20 protein-coding genes and 1 tRNA gene are annotated in these 16,412 nt (G+C 38.8%); 6 read left to right on the top strand and 15 right to left on the bottom strand.

Annotated elements, in window-relative coordinates; genetic code table 11:
- Positions 1-33: 33 nt before the first annotated feature.
- The 9 genes from ACXAG7_RS10120 to ACXAG7_RS10080 all read right to left on the bottom strand — a co-directional run bounded on the left by ACXAG7_RS10120 (position 34) and on the right by ACXAG7_RS10080 (position 5,466).
- Positions 34-189: a hypothetical protein gene (locus ACXAG7_RS10120; protein WP_408045662.1), complete on the bottom strand. Its 156-nt coding sequence runs from the start codon at positions 187-189 to the stop codon at positions 34-36.
- A gap of 64 nt (positions 190-253) precedes the next feature.
- Positions 254-409: a hypothetical protein gene (locus ACXAG7_RS10115; RefSeq protein ID WP_408045663.1), complete on the bottom strand. Its 156-nt coding sequence runs from the start codon at positions 407-409 to the stop codon at positions 254-256.
- A gap of 69 nt (positions 410-478) precedes the next feature.
- Positions 479-634, bottom strand: a complete 156-nt coding sequence (locus ACXAG7_RS10110) for a hypothetical protein (RefSeq protein WP_408045663.1) — start codon at positions 632-634, stop codon at positions 479-481.
- A gap of 69 nt (positions 635-703) precedes the next feature.
- Positions 704-859 (bottom strand): hypothetical protein, encoded by a 156-nt coding sequence (locus ACXAG7_RS10105; RefSeq protein WP_408045663.1) that lies wholly within the window; start codon positions 857-859, stop codon positions 704-706.
- Positions 860-928: 69 nt separating this feature from the next.
- A complete protein-coding gene (locus ACXAG7_RS10100; protein ID WP_408045663.1) occupies positions 929-1,084 on the bottom strand; it encodes a hypothetical protein in 156 nt (51 codons plus the stop codon).
- A gap of 351 nt (positions 1,085-1,435) precedes the next feature.
- Positions 1,436-1,582 carry a hypothetical protein gene (locus tag ACXAG7_RS10095; RefSeq protein WP_408045664.1) on the bottom strand — a complete coding sequence of 49 codons (147 nt, stop codon included), beginning with the start codon at positions 1,580-1,582 and terminating at the stop codon, positions 1,436-1,438.
- Between the two features lie 141 nt (positions 1,583-1,723).
- Entirely contained in the window at positions 1,724-1,882 is a 159-nt protein-coding gene (locus ACXAG7_RS10090) for a hypothetical protein (RefSeq protein ID WP_408045665.1), read from the bottom strand.
- A gap of 137 nt (positions 1,883-2,019) precedes the next feature.
- Positions 2,020-4,410, bottom strand: coding sequence for a TonB-dependent receptor (locus ACXAG7_RS10085; RefSeq protein ID WP_476666738.1), 2,391 nt, complete (start codon positions 4,408-4,410; stop codon positions 2,020-2,022).
- Between the two features lie 972 nt (positions 4,411-5,382).
- A tRNA-Leu gene (locus ACXAG7_RS10080) sits at positions 5,383-5,466 on the bottom strand.
- A 124-nt stretch (positions 5,467-5,590) separates the two neighbouring features.
- Here ACXAG7_RS10080 and ACXAG7_RS10075 point away from each other — a divergent pair.
- The 3 genes from ACXAG7_RS10075 to pth all read left to right on the top strand — a co-directional run bounded on the left by ACXAG7_RS10075 (position 5,591) and on the right by pth (position 7,824).
- Entirely contained in the window at positions 5,591-6,532 is a 942-nt protein-coding gene (locus ACXAG7_RS10075) for a ribose-phosphate pyrophosphokinase (protein WP_408045667.1), read from the top strand.
- Between the two features lie 21 nt (positions 6,533-6,553).
- Positions 6,554-7,129 (top strand): 50S ribosomal protein L25/general stress protein Ctc, encoded by a 576-nt coding sequence (locus tag ACXAG7_RS10070; RefSeq protein ID WP_408045668.1) that lies wholly within the window; start codon positions 6,554-6,556, stop codon positions 7,127-7,129.
- Between the two features lie 128 nt (positions 7,130-7,257).
- Complete coding sequence (pth, locus tag ACXAG7_RS10065; protein WP_408045669.1) at positions 7,258-7,824, top strand: aminoacyl-tRNA hydrolase; 567 nt, start codon at positions 7,258-7,260, stop codon at positions 7,822-7,824.
- Between the two features lie 47 nt (positions 7,825-7,871).
- Here pth and ACXAG7_RS10060 read toward each other — a convergent pair whose 3' ends face one another.
- The 3 genes from ACXAG7_RS10060 to ACXAG7_RS10050 form a co-directional block, all read right to left on the bottom strand.
- Positions 7,872-8,324, bottom strand: a complete 453-nt coding sequence (locus ACXAG7_RS10060; RefSeq protein WP_408045670.1) for a 6-pyruvoyl trahydropterin synthase family protein — start codon at positions 8,322-8,324, stop codon at positions 7,872-7,874.
- A gap of 144 nt (positions 8,325-8,468) precedes the next feature.
- Positions 8,469-9,008 carry a hypothetical protein gene (locus tag ACXAG7_RS10055; RefSeq protein ID WP_476666737.1) on the bottom strand — a complete coding sequence of 180 codons (540 nt, stop codon included), beginning with the start codon at positions 9,006-9,008 and terminating at the stop codon, positions 8,469-8,471.
- Entirely contained in the window at positions 9,005-9,388 is a 384-nt protein-coding gene (locus ACXAG7_RS10050; RefSeq protein ID WP_476666736.1) for a lipocalin family protein, read from the bottom strand. Before ACXAG7_RS10050 ends, ACXAG7_RS10055 begins: the two co-directional genes overlap by 4 nt.
- 136 nt (positions 9,389-9,524) lie before the next feature.
- Between ACXAG7_RS10050 and ACXAG7_RS10045 the strand changes: the two genes are divergently transcribed.
- The 3 genes from ACXAG7_RS10045 (at position 9,525) to ACXAG7_RS10035 (ending at position 11,509) form a co-directional block, all read left to right on the top strand.
- On the top strand, positions 9,525-10,394 hold the full coding sequence (locus tag ACXAG7_RS10045; RefSeq protein ID WP_476666735.1) for an AraC family transcriptional regulator: 870 nt from the start codon (positions 9,525-9,527) through the stop codon (positions 10,392-10,394).
- A gap of 64 nt (positions 10,395-10,458) precedes the next feature.
- Entirely contained in the window at positions 10,459-10,629 is a 171-nt protein-coding gene (locus ACXAG7_RS10040; protein WP_408045674.1) for a hypothetical protein, read from the top strand.
- Between the two features lies 1 nt (position 10,630).
- On the top strand, positions 10,631-11,509 hold the full coding sequence (locus ACXAG7_RS10035) for a sterol desaturase family protein (protein WP_476666734.1): 879 nt from the start codon (positions 10,631-10,633) through the stop codon (positions 11,507-11,509).
- Here ACXAG7_RS10035 and ACXAG7_RS10030 read toward each other — a convergent pair.
- The 3 genes from ACXAG7_RS10030 to mutS are packed head-to-tail and all read right to left on the bottom strand — an operon-like array spanning position 11,506 to position 16,323.
- Positions 11,506-12,273, bottom strand: a complete 768-nt coding sequence (locus tag ACXAG7_RS10030) for an enoyl-CoA hydratase/isomerase family protein (RefSeq protein WP_408045676.1) — start codon at positions 12,271-12,273, stop codon at positions 11,506-11,508. The two genes, ACXAG7_RS10035 and ACXAG7_RS10030, sit on opposite strands and share 4 nt — an antisense overlap.
- 57 nt (positions 12,274-12,330) lie before the next feature.
- Positions 12,331-13,668, bottom strand: coding sequence for an MATE family efflux transporter (locus tag ACXAG7_RS10025; protein ID WP_476666733.1), 1,338 nt, complete (start codon positions 13,666-13,668; stop codon positions 12,331-12,333).
- Positions 13,669-13,713: 45 nt separating this feature from the next.
- A complete protein-coding gene (mutS, locus tag ACXAG7_RS10020) occupies positions 13,714-16,323 on the bottom strand; it encodes a DNA mismatch repair protein MutS (RefSeq protein ID WP_476666732.1) in 2,610 nt (869 codons plus the stop codon).
- Positions 16,324-16,412: the final 89 nt, after the last annotated feature.

Below are 16,412 nucleotides of genomic sequence, written 5' to 3'. Positions count from 1 at the left end.
CGAAAGGCGCCCTTTTGCTAAGCAATATTGCTATTATCTCTTTACAGTGTCAAAGTGATCGTTACTCGCTGAATCTTGACTCGTTGAGGTTACATCTTTCTTTTTTGATTCCTCTGCAGAACCTCCTGTGATTACGTTAATAGTTTCGTTATTTAATACTTCTACGTTTTCTAATGATTGTAATTTCATGTCTTTTGTTTTTTAAATTTGTTTGTGAATACACCGAAAGTGTCTCTTCTTCGCTATTTTTTGACTATCGCTTAATTTTGTCAAAGTGATCGTTACTCGCCGAATCTTGGCTTGTTGAGGTAACGTCTTTCTTTTTTGACTCCTGAGCTGATCCTCCTGAGATTACGTTGATAGTTTCGTTATTTAATACTTCTAAGGTTTCTAATGATTGTAATTTCATGTCTTTTGTTTTTTAAATTTTCTTTAGAGCCTCACCGAGGGTGCTGCTACTTTCTTCGCTATTTTTTGACTATCGCTTAATTTTGTCAAAGTGATCGTTACTCGCTGAATCTTGGCTTGTCGAGGTAACGTCTTTTTTCTTTGACTCCTGAGCTGATCCTCCTGAGATTACGTTGATAGTTTCGTTATTTAATACTTCTAAGGTTTCTAATGATTGTAATTTCATGTCTTTTGTTTTTTAAATTTTCTTTAGAGCCTCACCGAGGGTGCTGCTACTTTCTTCGCTATTTTTTGACTATCGCTTAATTTTGTCAAAGTGATCGTTACTCGCTGAATCTTGGCTTGTCGAGGTAACGTCTTTTTTCTTTGACTCCTGAGCTGATCCTCCTGAGATTACGTTGATAGTTTCGTTATTTAATACTTCTAAGGTTTCTAATGATTGTAATTTCATGTCTTTTGTTTTTTTAGTTTTCTTATAGCCTCACCGAGGGTGCTGCTACTTTCTTCGCTATTTTTTTGACTATCGCTTGATTTTATCAAAGTGATCGTTACTCGCTGAATCTTGGCTTGTCGAGGTAACGTCTTTTTTCTTTGACTCCTGAGCTGATCCTCCTGAGATTACGTTGATAGTTTCGTTGTTTAATACTTCTAATGTTTCTAATGATTGTAATTTCATTTTAGTTAATTTTAATGATGATAAGTCACTAGTTTTAGGTCATAGACTCCTTAGGGACCGGTGGCTGGAAAGCCTATCTAGAAATGTTTCCTTACTAATGGCCATTTAGTGTAAGTCAACATTTTTAAATCGTTTTTAAATAGCGAGGAACCTGGTTGTTGGCAATGGTAATCACCAGGGTAATCACCCCCTATAACTCCTCATACTTGGCGGAATCCTCAGTTCCTCGATTCATTGGTTTTTCTTTCTGCTCGTTACTAAGAAGTTACTAACTACCCCATGAGTTTTTGATATTACTCCTTAGCTTGCTCTTTTTTACTTACCTCTTCTTTTAGTTCTTCAGAGTAATTTTTACTTGTGTAATTTTTTAAAGTCTGAATTGCAATCACGCACTTTTGATGGTTGATCTTTTTTCTTCGAATCTCTGCATGTACCTCCGAGAATTACAGGTAGGTCGTCAGTATTCAATTTATTCATTGAAGTTAATTTCATTTTCATAAGTTTTGGTTTTGATAAATGATGGATTGGCATCCTTTCCGAAGGCCTGGTTACAGGAATCCTAAACTTACAAGGGTTTCAGTACCGATAGCATACCGCCGTACGTCTACCCTTGTAAATTAAGTTACTATACCTCAGCTATTACCTTGCTTGAATAGCGTCAAAGTGATCGTTACTCGCAGAGTCTTTACTTGTAGAGGTCACATCTTTTTTCTTAGATTCTTGTGCCGATCCTCCTGCGATTACGTTAATGGTTTCGTTGTTTAATACTTCTACGTTTTCTAATGATTGTAATTTCATTTTAGTTAATTTATGATTTTATAAAGTCATAAGTTTTAAGTCATTGACTTCTTGTGGACTTTGGTGCCCGAAGGCGTATCTATAGGTGTCTCCTTACTAATGGCCATTTACTGTAAGTTGACACGTATACATCCAATTTAATTAGCTCTTCTTCTTTCTTCTTCGTTACTGAATTGCTTTCTCTTACTTCTCAATTTTTTATTTCCAAACCTGTAGGTTGCGGAAAGTACTAGTTGTCTGTTATCATAGTAATTACTGTACTCTTGTCGAATGCCGTTAATGACACTTCGAATGGTGTTTCTATTGGTTTTAAACACATCAGACACTACCAATTTCACCTGTAAATCTTTGTTGAGGAACAATCCTTTTAACCCTAAATCGACAGCGTAACTCTCCGTGATATAATCTACTCCACTCACTCCTGGTGATGAATACCACAGGTTAAATTCTCCCAAAAACGTTTTGTCGGTATTAAACTGAAAGGAATTGTCTATTCCTGTGTAAAAATTAAATCCGGTTTGTGCATTAATGGTATTGGGTAATTGCGAACTAATTTTTGAGTAATTGAGATCGTACTGTATATAACTTTCCATCCAGTTGACAGGTTTTAACGTATACGACTGTGATACTCCGAAGGCGTACTGTTCTAAAAAGTTTCTTCTTACCGTTGCCTGAATAGTTGAATTGGGAGTCGTCAAAGTAATCTGATCTTGCCCATTTTCAGTAATCGAGGCGTATAAGGAGGTGTTTAAATTGTTTTTATAGGTATGTGATACTTCAAAATTATCGGTAAATGAAGGCTGTAAAAATGGATTTCCTTCGGTATAAGAAAACGGATTAGAATACCATCGGAATGGATTTAAATCACCGTAACTCGGCCTGTTAATACGTTTTCCATAGCTCAATGATAACGAGTGGTTGTCATTTGGATTGTGTGTGATATAAGCCGTTGGGAACACCTTGTTGTAGTGATTTTTGTTGATGCGGTTCAAGGTTAACGAATTTCCTTCCGTTTGGGTAAACTCCCAACGAAGCCCCACTTTAAAATCCCATTTGTTTATCGACTTACTCGCACTGGCATACACTGCTTGCGTATTTTCACGGTATTCGAAAATATTAGACTGATTGTTATCGATTACAAAAGCATTATTCTTGAAATTAAAAGCTTTTACATCACTGTTACTTTTGATGTGAGAAATCTTAGTACCGAAATCGTAATTCGCAAAACTAGAAGGCCATGCGACATCCAAGCGGGCCGTAAAAGACACTGGATTTTGAAAAGAGGCATTTTTAAAACGGTTTCTAGCAGCTGATACCAAGCTTCCATTTTTATAAGTATCTGTTGTATTGTTACGCTCCTGCTTGTTGTGATACGTGAAATAATCTACATCTATACTAACATTCCTCCCCAGCGTATCTAAATCAGCTTTAAAATGCGCATTCATTGAGTGATAATAGGTTTTTACAGCGGATGCCGCCGTGGTTGCCAACAATGAATCAACGGCACGACTCGTATTAAAGAGCGTTGTGTTCGTGACTTCATCGTTGTTGGGCCTGCTAGTAGCTCCTAAATATTGAATTCCTATCGTGGCATTCTTACCTAGATCATAATCTATTCCCGCCCTCCCCGAAAGAAATTTGGTATGGTATTTTATGTCTGTATCCGTATCCCAGGTTTGCTTTGCGTAATAAATTTTGTTGGTTTCATTCACTTCAATAGCTCCTAATCCCGAATTTACATTCGCAAAGAGTGCCAACTTATCTTTTTGATAGGTAATACCACTTCCTAGAAAACCACTGGCATAGGTTGCCTGTCTGTAGGTACTGCGTACATTTCCTCCCAAGTAGTCGCGTTTTACTCTTTTTAGTACAATATTGATAAGCCCACTGTTTCCTTCTGCTTCGTATTTTGCTGGTGGATTAGTAATCACTTCAATCTTAGTAATCTCATCGGAACTTAAGGTTCGTAAATAGCTTGCCAAATCTTCACCCGATAATGGAGAAATACGACCGTTAATCAATACTCTCACGGCACTTTTTCCTATCAAACCAATACTACTGCCATCCACGCGAACTCCTGGTGTTTTTTGCAATACATCCATGGCATCACCTCCGGAAGCAACAATGCTGTTTTCGATTGAAAATACCAGTCGGTCTACCTTTCTTTTTATGGTTGGCTTTTTTGCCGTTACCACCACCGTTTCTAATTCATTACTCGCTTCTTTTAATAGGATAGTCCCTAATTGGAACTCAGCTCCCTCTCGAATGTCTTTCTCCCAATCAACAAAACCGATAAAGCTTATTTTAACCTTAAAGGTAGTTTTGTCTTTTACACGTAACTCAAAGGTTCCTTTTTCATCAGTAACCGTTCCCGTAATTAAAGTACCTTGATGGTCTAGAACCAATACATTCGCAAAAGCGATAGGTTCCTTTTGAACATCCTTAACAGTTCCTTGTAGTAGTTTTTGACTGAAGGTAAATAAGGGTAGTATAAATAGTAAAAATGATACACTTAATTTACTTGACATGTTATTTCGTTTTTTTGATCGATTCAAACCTACCAAATACTTAGAGTCTAGAAAAACAAGGGTGATTTACATTTATAAATAATAGGTTTAAATTTATAAATTCATTATTTCACCACAAACAATAAATAACTCAAAAACAATCAATTAACCATAAAAACACGTTGTTTTATGTAAATAAAGTTCTCGAGAAAATTGCCAATCATCACTCCCTCGGAAATTGCAAAAAAACGTACTACTAACACTTTTTAAAAGACGTAAAAATCCTTCTTTTTTTAGTCCAAAAAGTCAAATCATCATTCAAGTCTAAAAAAAACAGTTCAAAAAAGTATTGAAAAAAACAAGGCAAATTCAACTAAAATGATTCAAAAAAGAAGCTACTTATCGCGTTCATTACTGACAAAAAATACTACCACAAAAACCCGTTTTAAATGAAGCAGGCTCAGTACTACGAATACCTAAACTTTATATCATAAGGACAATAAAAAAAAAGGGATACCGAAGGATAATACCAATATACTTGATTCCATAGAACAGGTTAACTAGTTTACCAAATTTGCTGAAAGCAATTGCGATATGGTATTTGAGAAGATCGACAAGTTGAAAAAGGAACGGACAACTGAAAACAAGGAGCTCATTGCAAAATACATGTACTTTAAAAAAGAAAGTATGAATGTTATTCATTGGACACCTAAGGAGAACAAAAAAAGCAAATTTTAGATAAGGGAATTCTAATTTCAGACTCTTAGATTTCTTGCTCAATTCTTACGCCTTTCAAAACTTAAACCGTTGGCGTGACTTAATTTTAGAGGATAAAGAATATGTAAGAATCATATTTGATTAACCTATTGGAATGAAGTAACGAAATAAACTGCGGTAACTTAAAAACTATCAGAAGTAAAAGCGCACATGGCTATGCGTCAAATAAGGATAAAAAAATAAGAGAGATAATTATAAAAACTATCTCTCTTTCTGTACCAAAGGTGGGACTCGAACCCACACGTCCTTGCGAACATTGGATTTTGAATCCAACGTGTCTACCAATTCCACCACTTTGGCTTGTTATTGGGTGTGCAAATCTAATAAAATTTTTATGTTTAAAACACAAAAATCTTTTAATTCTCTAAAAAATAGTTTCTATTTTTGCCAACAACAACAACACGAACTAAATACACCTTGGTAAATGCTTACAAATAAATTAAGCCCAAAGATTTTTGCTTGTTCTCAAAGTACAGAATTAGCAGAAGAAATCGCTAAAACATTCGGTACAAAACTCGGTAAAGTAAAGATTTCACGCTTTAGTGATGGAGAATTCCAACCTGCATTTGAAGAATCTGTTCGCGGAAGACGCGTTTTTATCATCGGATCTACTTTTCCAAATGCAGACAACCTCATGGAAATGTTATTAATGTTGGACGCTGCCAAAAGAGCTTCAGCAAGACACATTACTGCTGTGATGCCTTATTTTGGTTGGGCACGTCAGGATCGAAAAGACAAACCAAGAGTTGCCATTGGAGCTAAATTAGTAGCAAAACTCTTAGAGGAGGCAGGTGCTACGAGAATCATGACCATGGATTTACACGCAGATCAAATTCAAGGGTTCTTTGAAAAGCCAGTAGACCACCTCTACGCTTCTTCTATTTTCTTACCGTATATCGAAAGTTTAAAATTGACCAACTTGACTATGGCATCTCCAGATATGGGAGGTTCAAAAAGAGCGTATGCCTATTCAAAGTTTTTAAGCAGTGATGTCGTTATCTGTTACAAACAGCGTAAAAAAGCCAATGTCATTTCTCATATGGAACTCATCGGTGACGTAAAAGACAAAAATGTCATTTTAGTTGACGATATGATTGATACCGGTGGAACCTTAACAAAAGCTGCCGATCTTATGATGGAGCGCGGAGCCTTGAGTGTACGTGCTATATGTACGCATCCTATTTTATCAGGGGAAGCTTACGAACGCATCCAAAACTCGCAATTGACAGAGCTAATTGTTTCAGATACAATTCCTTTAAAAAAGAACGTATCTAAAATAAAAGTTGTATCTTGCGCCACTTTATTCGCAGATGTGATGCATAAAGTCCAAGACAACACATCCATCAGCGATGAATTTTTAATGTAAATTTTAAACAAAACACAAGTAATGAAGTCTATTACAATCAATGGATCTAAAAGAGAAAGCGTAGGTAAAGTAGCAACTAAGGCCTTACGTAATGCTGGAAAGGTTCCTTGCGTATTATACGGAGGAGATCAACCTATACACTTTTCAGCGGAAGCTAAAGCGTTTAAACCGTTAGTATACACTCCAAACGTATATACAGCAACGATTGAACTTGAAGGAACAACTTACAACGCTGTTTTACAAGACATTCAATTTCACCCAGTTTCTGATGAAATCTTACACATCGATTTCTACCAGTTATTCGAAGACAAAGCGGTAACTATGGAAATTCCTGTACGTTTAGTAGGAAGTTCTAAAGGGGTTATGATTGGTGGTGCTTTACGTCACAACTTACGTAAATTAAAAGTGAAAGCTTTACCAGCAAACTTACCTGATTTTATCGAAGCTGATATCACTGAATTAGAAATCGGTAACAAGTTATACGTTACTGAATTAAAAAGTGAAAACTACACGTTCTTACACCCAGATAACACTGTGGTAGCTCAAGTACGTATGTCTCGTAACGCGGCTAAAGCTGCTGCTGAAGCAGAAAGTTAATAAACTAACTCATTTAGAGTATTTTAAAAGCGTTACTTTGGTAACGCTTTTTTTATGATATTATGTCATTTTTCAAATTTATTCAGCAATTTTTTGGTAGGAATACCAGTACTAAAACTCCACATTCCATGAAAAAATTTCTCATCGTCGGTTTGGGTAATATCGGTGAAAAATACGACAATACACGTCACAATATCGGTTTTAAAATCGTTGATGCCTTTGTCAAAGAACACAGCGCCTCTTTTGAGTCTGAGAAACTGGGAGAACTCGCGCAACTGCGCGTTAAGGGAAAAACGGTTTTTGTACTCAAACCAAGTACCTATATGAACCTCAGCGGTAAAGCCGTTTTGTATTGGATGAAGAAAGAAAATATCGCCTTAGAAAACGTGTTGATTATCACCGATGATATTCACATCGACTTCGGAACCATTCGCTTTAAGTCGAAAGGAAGCCCCGGCGGACACAACGGCCTTAAAGACATTCAAGAAAAGTGCAATTCTGGAAGCTATCCTCGCTTCCGATTTGGTGTTGGAGCAGCCTATCCAAAAGGAAGGCAGGTAGACTTTGTTTTAGGCCAATGGAGTGCCGAGGAAGAAAGTGCCTTAATCGAGCGCATTCCGCAAAGCGTCAATGCTGTCAATTCGTTTATCAATGCAGGAATGGCCAATACCATGAATGCTTTCAATAATAAGTAACATCAAAAAGAGCAATGAAATCAATCACTGCTCTTTTTTATTGGGTTTTAAGAATTGTCACTTGCGTACCATTCCGCATAACTCGTATCTGTCTCTTGCAGTTTTAACGAGTGTAGTTGGATCGTCTCAGGTAAATGCTGACGGATTTTAGCTGCGAAATCAATGATCATCATCTCACTTGTAGGCTGATAATCGACCAAGATCACATGGTGACCTCGAACTTGTAATTCCTTAGCTAATTCAATATGCGGTGTGTTTTTGTTAAACACTGTAGCATGGTCAAATACATCGACGATTTCTTCTTTAACGATCTTTTTTAAATCGCCAAAATCAATCACCATTCCGTACTTTACATTTGAGGTATCGCTAATAGGCGTACCGACAACAGTTACAGAAAGCTTATAACTATGCCCGTGTACATTTTTACACTTTCCGTCATAGCCATAAAGCGCATGTCCCGTTTCAAAACTAAATTGCTTAGTAATTCTAATTGTACTCATCGGCGTCTATTTCTAAATTTGTTGTAAAAATACACAACCACGAGAAGAACCGCCAAACCGAGGAATAAAAAATCTCCCATATTTTCTGAATAATTTATCCGCCGAAAATACAAATTAGATTTTACTTCCCCCCTTAAAAGCCCTTTAGAATTGAATCCCGACTTCAAACTCCCAACGAATTCCCCCTCGGGTAACCTCCGAATTCATCAGGTATTGTGAACTGTGTACCCCCAATACAAGTCCCCAATCTTCAGAGGCCACCCAGCGTACTCCCTGTTGGAGTCCCAAACCAATCAAAAATTTGGAACGCCGCACGCCTGAATATTCCAGGACTCGTTCATATCCGAGGGGAACCTTAGCGCCCATCCCAATAAATAGTGTTGGATGTGCCACCCAATACCCAGAAAACCCAATATCAAAAACCCAGCGATCTTGATCAGAAAACCCTCTTTTTTTTAAGGTTTCGGGTCGCATTCGATACCTACTAAAGGCAAATACAGTAGGAACCACCCAAGTTTCCTTCACATTCTTAAAGTGCTCATAGCGTATTTGATATCCTTCATAAGCTACACTGACCATTTTTCGAAAAGTCAATAATTCAAGAGCTTGGGTTTCTTGGGTCCCCTGCTCCTGAGCCATTACTCTCCCCACTTGAAACAGTACTAACCAACACAGTATTCTCATTGGACCGCCCTTTTGTAATGAACATTTACCTCTTCTAAACCGGCAACTTCCCAATGGACCACGAGCGTAGTCGCTGTCAAATGAACAATCGATCCCTCTAAATGCACCTTACCGTTAACGAGCATTCGAAGCACCGATGTTTGTTCGTTAAACTTCCAATGCCCAACCTCTTTTTCTCCTTCCGAAACACTACAAAAAGTACCCTGCGTAAAAAAGGTGATAAAATCTTTTTGCGCTGCTGTTTCTGGTGGATACACTTTTCCTTGAACCTCGTATCCTTTTAAAATCCAAGTGCCCATCATTTGTTTGGTATCGATTTTAACAATACCACTTAACACTACCCAAATCAGTGCTAAGCTCCCTTTTAAAATTCCAGTCATTTTTTCTTTTTTGCCAAAAGTACCCAGCGAAGCGCGCTTAGCGTTTGTCAATTTCGGACAGTTTACAAGCGTATATACTGTCGCTTTTGGACAAATGAGTACCGGTATTAGTCCGTACCTTTGTAAAAACACTTCCATGAAAAACGAGACACAACTAGCTCGCTATCAAAAGCTCGTACAGTTTTTGGAAACGCGATTTAAATCGCCGGTAAGTACGGATGATATTGAAGATATTGCGCATTACTCTTATCGCAATATCAATCGTATTTTTTTAGCACTGCAACACGAAACCATCGGACAATTTATCAAGAGAAAGCGCTTGGAAAAAGCAGCGGAATACCTGAAGTACTCGGAGCACGAAATTTCAGATATAGCCTTAGAAATTGGATACAGTGATGTAGCAGCCTTCAGTAAAGCTTTTAAAAAACACTTTCGAAGCTCTCCATCGAATTTCCGCAGAAGTGCTGCCCTACAACTCAATATTACCAAAGAACTCTTACACATACCCGTAGCGCCCACCGAGCCACAACTCAATTTCGAACTCGAAACCCTACCGGAATTTACAATACTCTACCTTCCCTATCAGGGTTCGTACGAAAACATCGCCGCTATCGAAAAAACCTGGAATCAGTTATTGACCTTTGCCCATCGACAACAATTGCTAGATGAAAATTCCATTCCCGTTGCAGAAATACTAGACGATGACGAAATTTCAGACGCCATACATTGTCGCTATCACGCTGGTTTGATCATTGACCCCGCACAAGCAGTAACTACCAAAGGACATTTTGCCCTCAAGGTTCACCGCCCCCAGAAATACGCCAAGTTCGTTCACAAAGGAAGCCATGAAAGCTGTTACGAAACCTACGAACGCATCTATGCCTGTTGGCTTACCGAGGTTGCTTTAGAATTTGCCGATGCACCCATCTTAGAATTTTATTTGAACGACGAAGAAGATACTCCTCAAGAAGAACTATTAACGGAGATTTACATCCCCGTGGAGTAAATGTCCTAATCGGACAAACAAAAGCAACGACCTCGACCGTAGTTTTGAAAAAAAATACAACCTCATGAAAAACTACACCTTCGATAGGCATTGGTACCTCGGATTCTTAGGAATTATTGGTATTTACAAACTTCCGGAAATACTTTGCTTTTTTACCTGTGGAGCTTCCTTTTGGGTATTGCTCAATGTACTCTGGTTTTTATGGTTCTCCTATTTTATTCCAACAGCCAAGTAATATGGACCTAACACAACTCAGCTATCTGTTAGAAGAAGCTCCAATCATCAGTTATATCGGATACTTCTTTATCATCAATATGGGATTGATATGCATCGAAATTATCGGAGATCTGCTCCAGGGAAAAACGCGCAGATGGAAGGACACCGGAGCTAATATTGCCATCTTTTTTATGAACCAATTACTGGAAAAAACCATCGTGGGTACCCTGGGTTTACTCGGATTAACTACGGTGCAATACCTTCAGTTCTTTACGATAGAAATGACCATTGGGTCATGGGTGTTGGCAGTGATTGCCGCTGATTTTACCTATTACTGGATGCATCGCTTAGAACACGAGCACCGAATTTTATGGGCCAGTCACAGCGTTCATCACTCATCTGAAGACTATAACTTAACCATAGCCATGCGTCTCAGCATCGTTGAGGGGCTATTTGAGTGGCTTTTTCTGATTCCGATGGTACTGATAGGGTTCAGTCCGTTTCAAACGCTTGTAGCCCTTGTTTTGGTTGCGCAATATCAAACGTGGATACATACAGAGCGCATAGGCAAACTCGGTTGGCTCGACGAAGTATTCAATACGCCTTCTACCCACAGAGTCCACCACGGTTCCAATAGAAAATACCTCGACAAAAATTACGGAGGGATTCTGATCCTGTGGGACAAACTCTTTGGTACTTTCCAACGAGAAGAGGAAAGCGTTCGCTACGGTTTAACAAAGAACATCCATACCAACAATCCAATGACGATCAACTTTATAGAATACTACAATATTTACAAAGAGGTACTCCAATGTAAAAATTGGAAACACAGATTAAAAATCATCTTTGGAAACCTGGTATGGAAGCCCGAATATTTTAAAAAAAAGAAAGCTCTTTAGCTCTTGAATTTTGCTAAGGCACTTTTGGTAAAGTCAGAAAGTACTAGTTTTCCCGATGTTTCAGCACGTTCTAGTAGGAGTTGTTCCCAATGTTCTGTCCCCATCCAAAGTGCCTTTTTCATTTCTGTTAACGCTTCTGGGTTGTACGAGGCCAGTTTTTCGGTAAAGAATTCCAATTCTTTGTCTAGCTCTGAGCTCGTTTCAAAAACGCGAGCGTACAGTCCTTTGTCCTTAGCCCAATAGGCATTTTTCCAACTGCTAGCATCCAAAGTAAGTTCTGCCAATCCGCTAACTCCAACTTTGCGCTTTACTGCAGGCGCAATAACAAAAGGACCTATTCCGATAGTAAACTCAGATAATTTGATTGCAGCGTGCTCTGTAGCCAATACGTAATCACAGGCAGCTGCCAAACCTACACCACCGCCAACAGTTTTACCTTGAACGCGACCCACAATTAATTTTGAACAGCTGCGCATGGCATTGATCACCTTTGCGAAGCCAGAGAAAAAGATCTTTCCTTGCTCCAAATTTTCTACTGCCATTAACTCGTCAAAAGAAGCTCCTGCACAAAAGGCTCGATCTCCTTCTGATTTCAGAACAATAACAGCCACCTCATCGTTGACCGATAAAGTATCAAACTCAGCCGCTAAACGGTTTAACAATTCACTGGGAAAAGAATTACTCGCAGGATGTCCGAACTCAACTGTTGCTATTTTTCCTTCAATTTTTGTGTATAAACTACCATTAGGTCTTGTCGTCGTCATGTGTGTTTGTTTCTATGATTCCTCAAAAATAAGGAATTTTCAACGACTCTTTTACCCTTATGACGCTTCGGCTAGTTTTGAAAATTTACGTCTGAAAAGGACAATCAACGGGAAGCTTCTCGCTATAATCCACGCAAAAAAGGCCATCCAAATAGCGTACAATTGATATCCTAAATAATCAAAGACTAACAGTACAGGAATAAATACCAATCCGGTCGCTAGCAATAGTAAATTTCTGAGGTATTGGGTTTCTCCTAATCCCTTGAACATTCCGTCGTAGATAAAAGCGATGGCACAAATCGGCTGCATGAGTAATATCAACCAAAACGTACTGTCAAATTGTTGGAGCACTGAGGTCTCTTGGGTAAAAATACGTCCGATGTATCCGTATAAAAGCCCCCCAATTGCCGTCAGCACCAATCCGAATACAAAGCCGTATTTCATTAATTGTCTTCCTAGCATTAACAAGGTATCAAAGGCTTTGGCCCCTTTTAGCTTTCCAGCTAAAATATTTCCAGCACTGGAGTAACCATCAATCATAAAAGCTCCCATCAACCACAGGTTTAAACCAATGGTATAGGCTGCAATATAAGCTTTCCCGTAAGCTGTGGCATAAGACGTAGCAAAATACAATGCGACATTGAGGGCAATGGTTCTGATAAAAAGATTCCCTATCATGGTCACAAAGCGAGGAATTTCTTTGTTAAACGGTAAGTGAAATCGCAATCGAATACTCGTTTTTTTTACGAGTAAAACCGCTGACATTACCGCCATTACGGCCTGTGCTATCACACTGGCATAAGCTGCTCCTTCGATATTCATGGGTTGAAGTACTCCTTCAATTCCATAAACCAATATCCAATCCAAAACGATGTTTACCACTGTTCCCACCAAGGCAATAACCATAGGATAAACGGTGTTTTGCAAGCCTCTAAATACTCCAAATACGGCAATGACAAACAAGGTAAAAGGAAATCCAAAAACGCGAATTTTGTAATACGACTCCGCCAAATCTAAAATGTCTCCTGTTGCGTTGTAAAACTGAAAAATTTGCCGTGCCAATGGCAAACTCAGCCCCAAAATAAGCAAACTCACGCCCACAACCAGCACGACGGCCTGAGCAGGAAGGTCTTTGATTTCATCCAGGCGATTGGCTCCTAAATACTGAGATACGATCGATGATATGGCACTTCTGCTTTGTCCAAAAACCCAAATAAGCATCGATAAAAACGCGCCTACAATACCTATGGCTGCAATACTTTCCGTGGCTTGTACCGGAATATTACCTACAATGGCTAAATCCGTTGTCGATAACAAAGGTTCTGCCACTCCAGCAATCAGTGCCGGTATAGCAAGTTTATTGATGCGCTTAAAACTTATATCGTGTTCCCCCATCGTTATGTTTTATCAATTAACCCGAAGTCATCGGTAGCAGCGCTGCTATTTTTTGCTGAGCATGCGTTTGATTTCATTTAACTTCATCAAGGCTTCTATCGGAGTTAAGGTATCGATATCCGTAGTCAATATCTCCTCGCGTAAATCTTCTAATAGCGGATCGTCTAATTGGAAAAAACTCAATTGCATTTCCTCATTAGATACCGCTTGAAGAGTATCTTTAACTTCTTTATGTGCGTGGTTTTCTTCTAACTGTTTTAGAATCTTATTCGCTCTTTTAATGACAACTGGAGGCATCCCCGCCAACTTTGCAACGTGAATACCAAAACTGTGATTACTACCTCCTGCTACTAACTTTCTCAAGAAAATAATACTGTCTTCTAATTCTTTTACCGATACGTTGAAATTTTTAATACGCTCAAAGGTGGTCGTCATTTCATTCAATTCGTGGTAATGGGTAGCAAATAAGGTTTTTGCCTTGGAAGGGTGCTCGTGTAGGTATTCTGTAATGGCCCAAGCGATAGAAATTCCATCATAGGTAGATGTTCCTCTTCCTATTTCATCGAGCAGCACTAAACTGCGTTCAGAAATATTATTTAAAATCGAAGCGGTTTCATTCATTTCTACCATGAAGGTCGATTCTCCCATAGAAATATTATCACTAGCACCAACGCGCGTAAATATTTTATCGACCAACCCAATTCGGGCCTTTTCAGCAGGGACATAACTCCCCATCTGAGCTAGCAATACGATCAGGGCTGTTTGACGCAAAATAGCCGACTTACCAGACATGTTCGGTCCGGTAATCATGATGATTTGTTGCTCCTTTCTATTGAGCACAACATCGTTGGCGATGTATTCATCCCCTATAGGTAATTGCTGTTCTATTACCGGATGGCGTCCTTTGATTATTTCGATATCTGTACTCTTATCAACTTCTGGACGGATGTATTCTCTTTCAATTGCCAACGCAGCAAAAGACAACAAGCAATCTATTTGTGCCAGCAACTGTGCATTTTCTTGTACGGGTTGCACAAAACTGATTAAATACGAAATCAACTCGGCAAAAAGTTTTGTTTCAAGGCTTTGAATTTTTTCTTCCGCACCTAAAATCTTCGCTTCATACTCTTTGAGTTCTTCGGTAATATAACGCTCTGCATTGACTAAGGTTTGTTTGCGAATCCACTCTTCAGGTACTTTGTCTTTATGCGTATTTCTCACTTCGATATAGTAACCAAAGACGTTGTTATACGCTATTTTTAAACTCGGAATTCCCGTTCGTTCACTTTCGCGCTCCAACATGGCATCTAGGTATTCCTTACCGGAATTTGCGATGCTGCGCAATTCGTCTAATTCCGCTGAAACTCCCGCGGCAATTGCATTCCCTTTATTGATATTTACCGGTGCGTCTTCCAACAAGCTCTCCGTAATTTTTGCAATCAGAGCAGTACAGTCATTCAACTGTTTCCCTATCAGTTTAACGGAAGCATTTTTACTGTGTTCTGCAGCTTCCTTAATAGGCAATATCGCTTTCAATGAATTTTTTAACAGCACGGTTTCTCGAGGAGAAATTTTACCTGTGGCTGCTTTCGAAATCAAGCGTTCAATATCTGAAATCTGTTTCAATTGGTACTGTACGGTATCGTAGAACTCCTCACTTTCTACAAAGTAGGCCACCATTTCATGACGCTTCTTAATCGCGTCCAATTCTTTTAATGGCAAGGCCAACCAACGCTTTAACAAACGTCCTCCCATCGGTGAAATGGTCTTGTCAATGATGTTCAATAAGGATACGGAATTCAATGAATTTCCTCCGTACAATTCTAAATTCTTGATGGTAAATCGATCCATCCAAACATAGCGGTCTTCAGCAATTCTGCTTATTGACTGGATGTGTTCAATTTTATTGTGCTGCGTTTCTGAAAGGTAGTACATAGCAGCACCTCCTGCCACGATGCCCTCTTCGAGTTCCTCAACACCAAATCCTTTTAAGTTCGCTACCTTAAAATGGTTGCTAATCGTTTCGTAGCCATAATCTTTTTGAAACACCCAATCTTCCAAATAAAAACTGTAGTAGCGATTGGTAAAGAGTTCTAAAAATCGCTGCTTAAATTGCTTTTGTACCAGTACTTCACTGGGTTCAAAATTTTGCAGTAACTTATCTACGTACTCCTCATTTCCTTGCGCCACCAAGAATTCTCCGGTAGATACATCCAAAAATGACACTCCTAATAGCTTTTTTCCAAAGTGTACAGCCGCCAAGAAATTGTTGGACTTCGACTGTAAAATATCGTCATTTAAGGCGACTCCAGGAGTTACCAATTCGGTGACCCCACGCTTGACGATTTTTTTGGTCATTTTCGGATCTTCTAACTGATCGCAAATGGCCACGCGCAAGCCCGACTTCACTAATTTTGGCAAATAAGTATTCAGCGAGTGATGTGGAAATCCTGCCAAAGCAGTTTCACTCTCGGAACCTGCACCTCTTTTTGTTAAGATAATACCTAATACCTCGGAAGCTTTGATTGCGTCTTCTCCAAAGGTTTCGTAAAAATCTCCCACCCTAAACAGCAACATAGCATCTGGATATTTTGCTTTAATTCCATTGTATTGTTGCATTAATGGGGTTACCTTTTTTGCCTTTGTTTTTGCCAAGTTTATGGATTTTTTCGATTAGTTTTGCGAAGATAGAAAAAAGTGACATAGTAAGGCTGTTCAAGAAAGCTAGTTTTCATTAAAATGCA

This window comes from Tenacibaculum sp. AWR4_210 (assembly GCF_056160945.1).
Note: the sequence above shows the minus strand (reverse complement) of the source record. Positions and strands in the feature narration are given on the sequence as shown.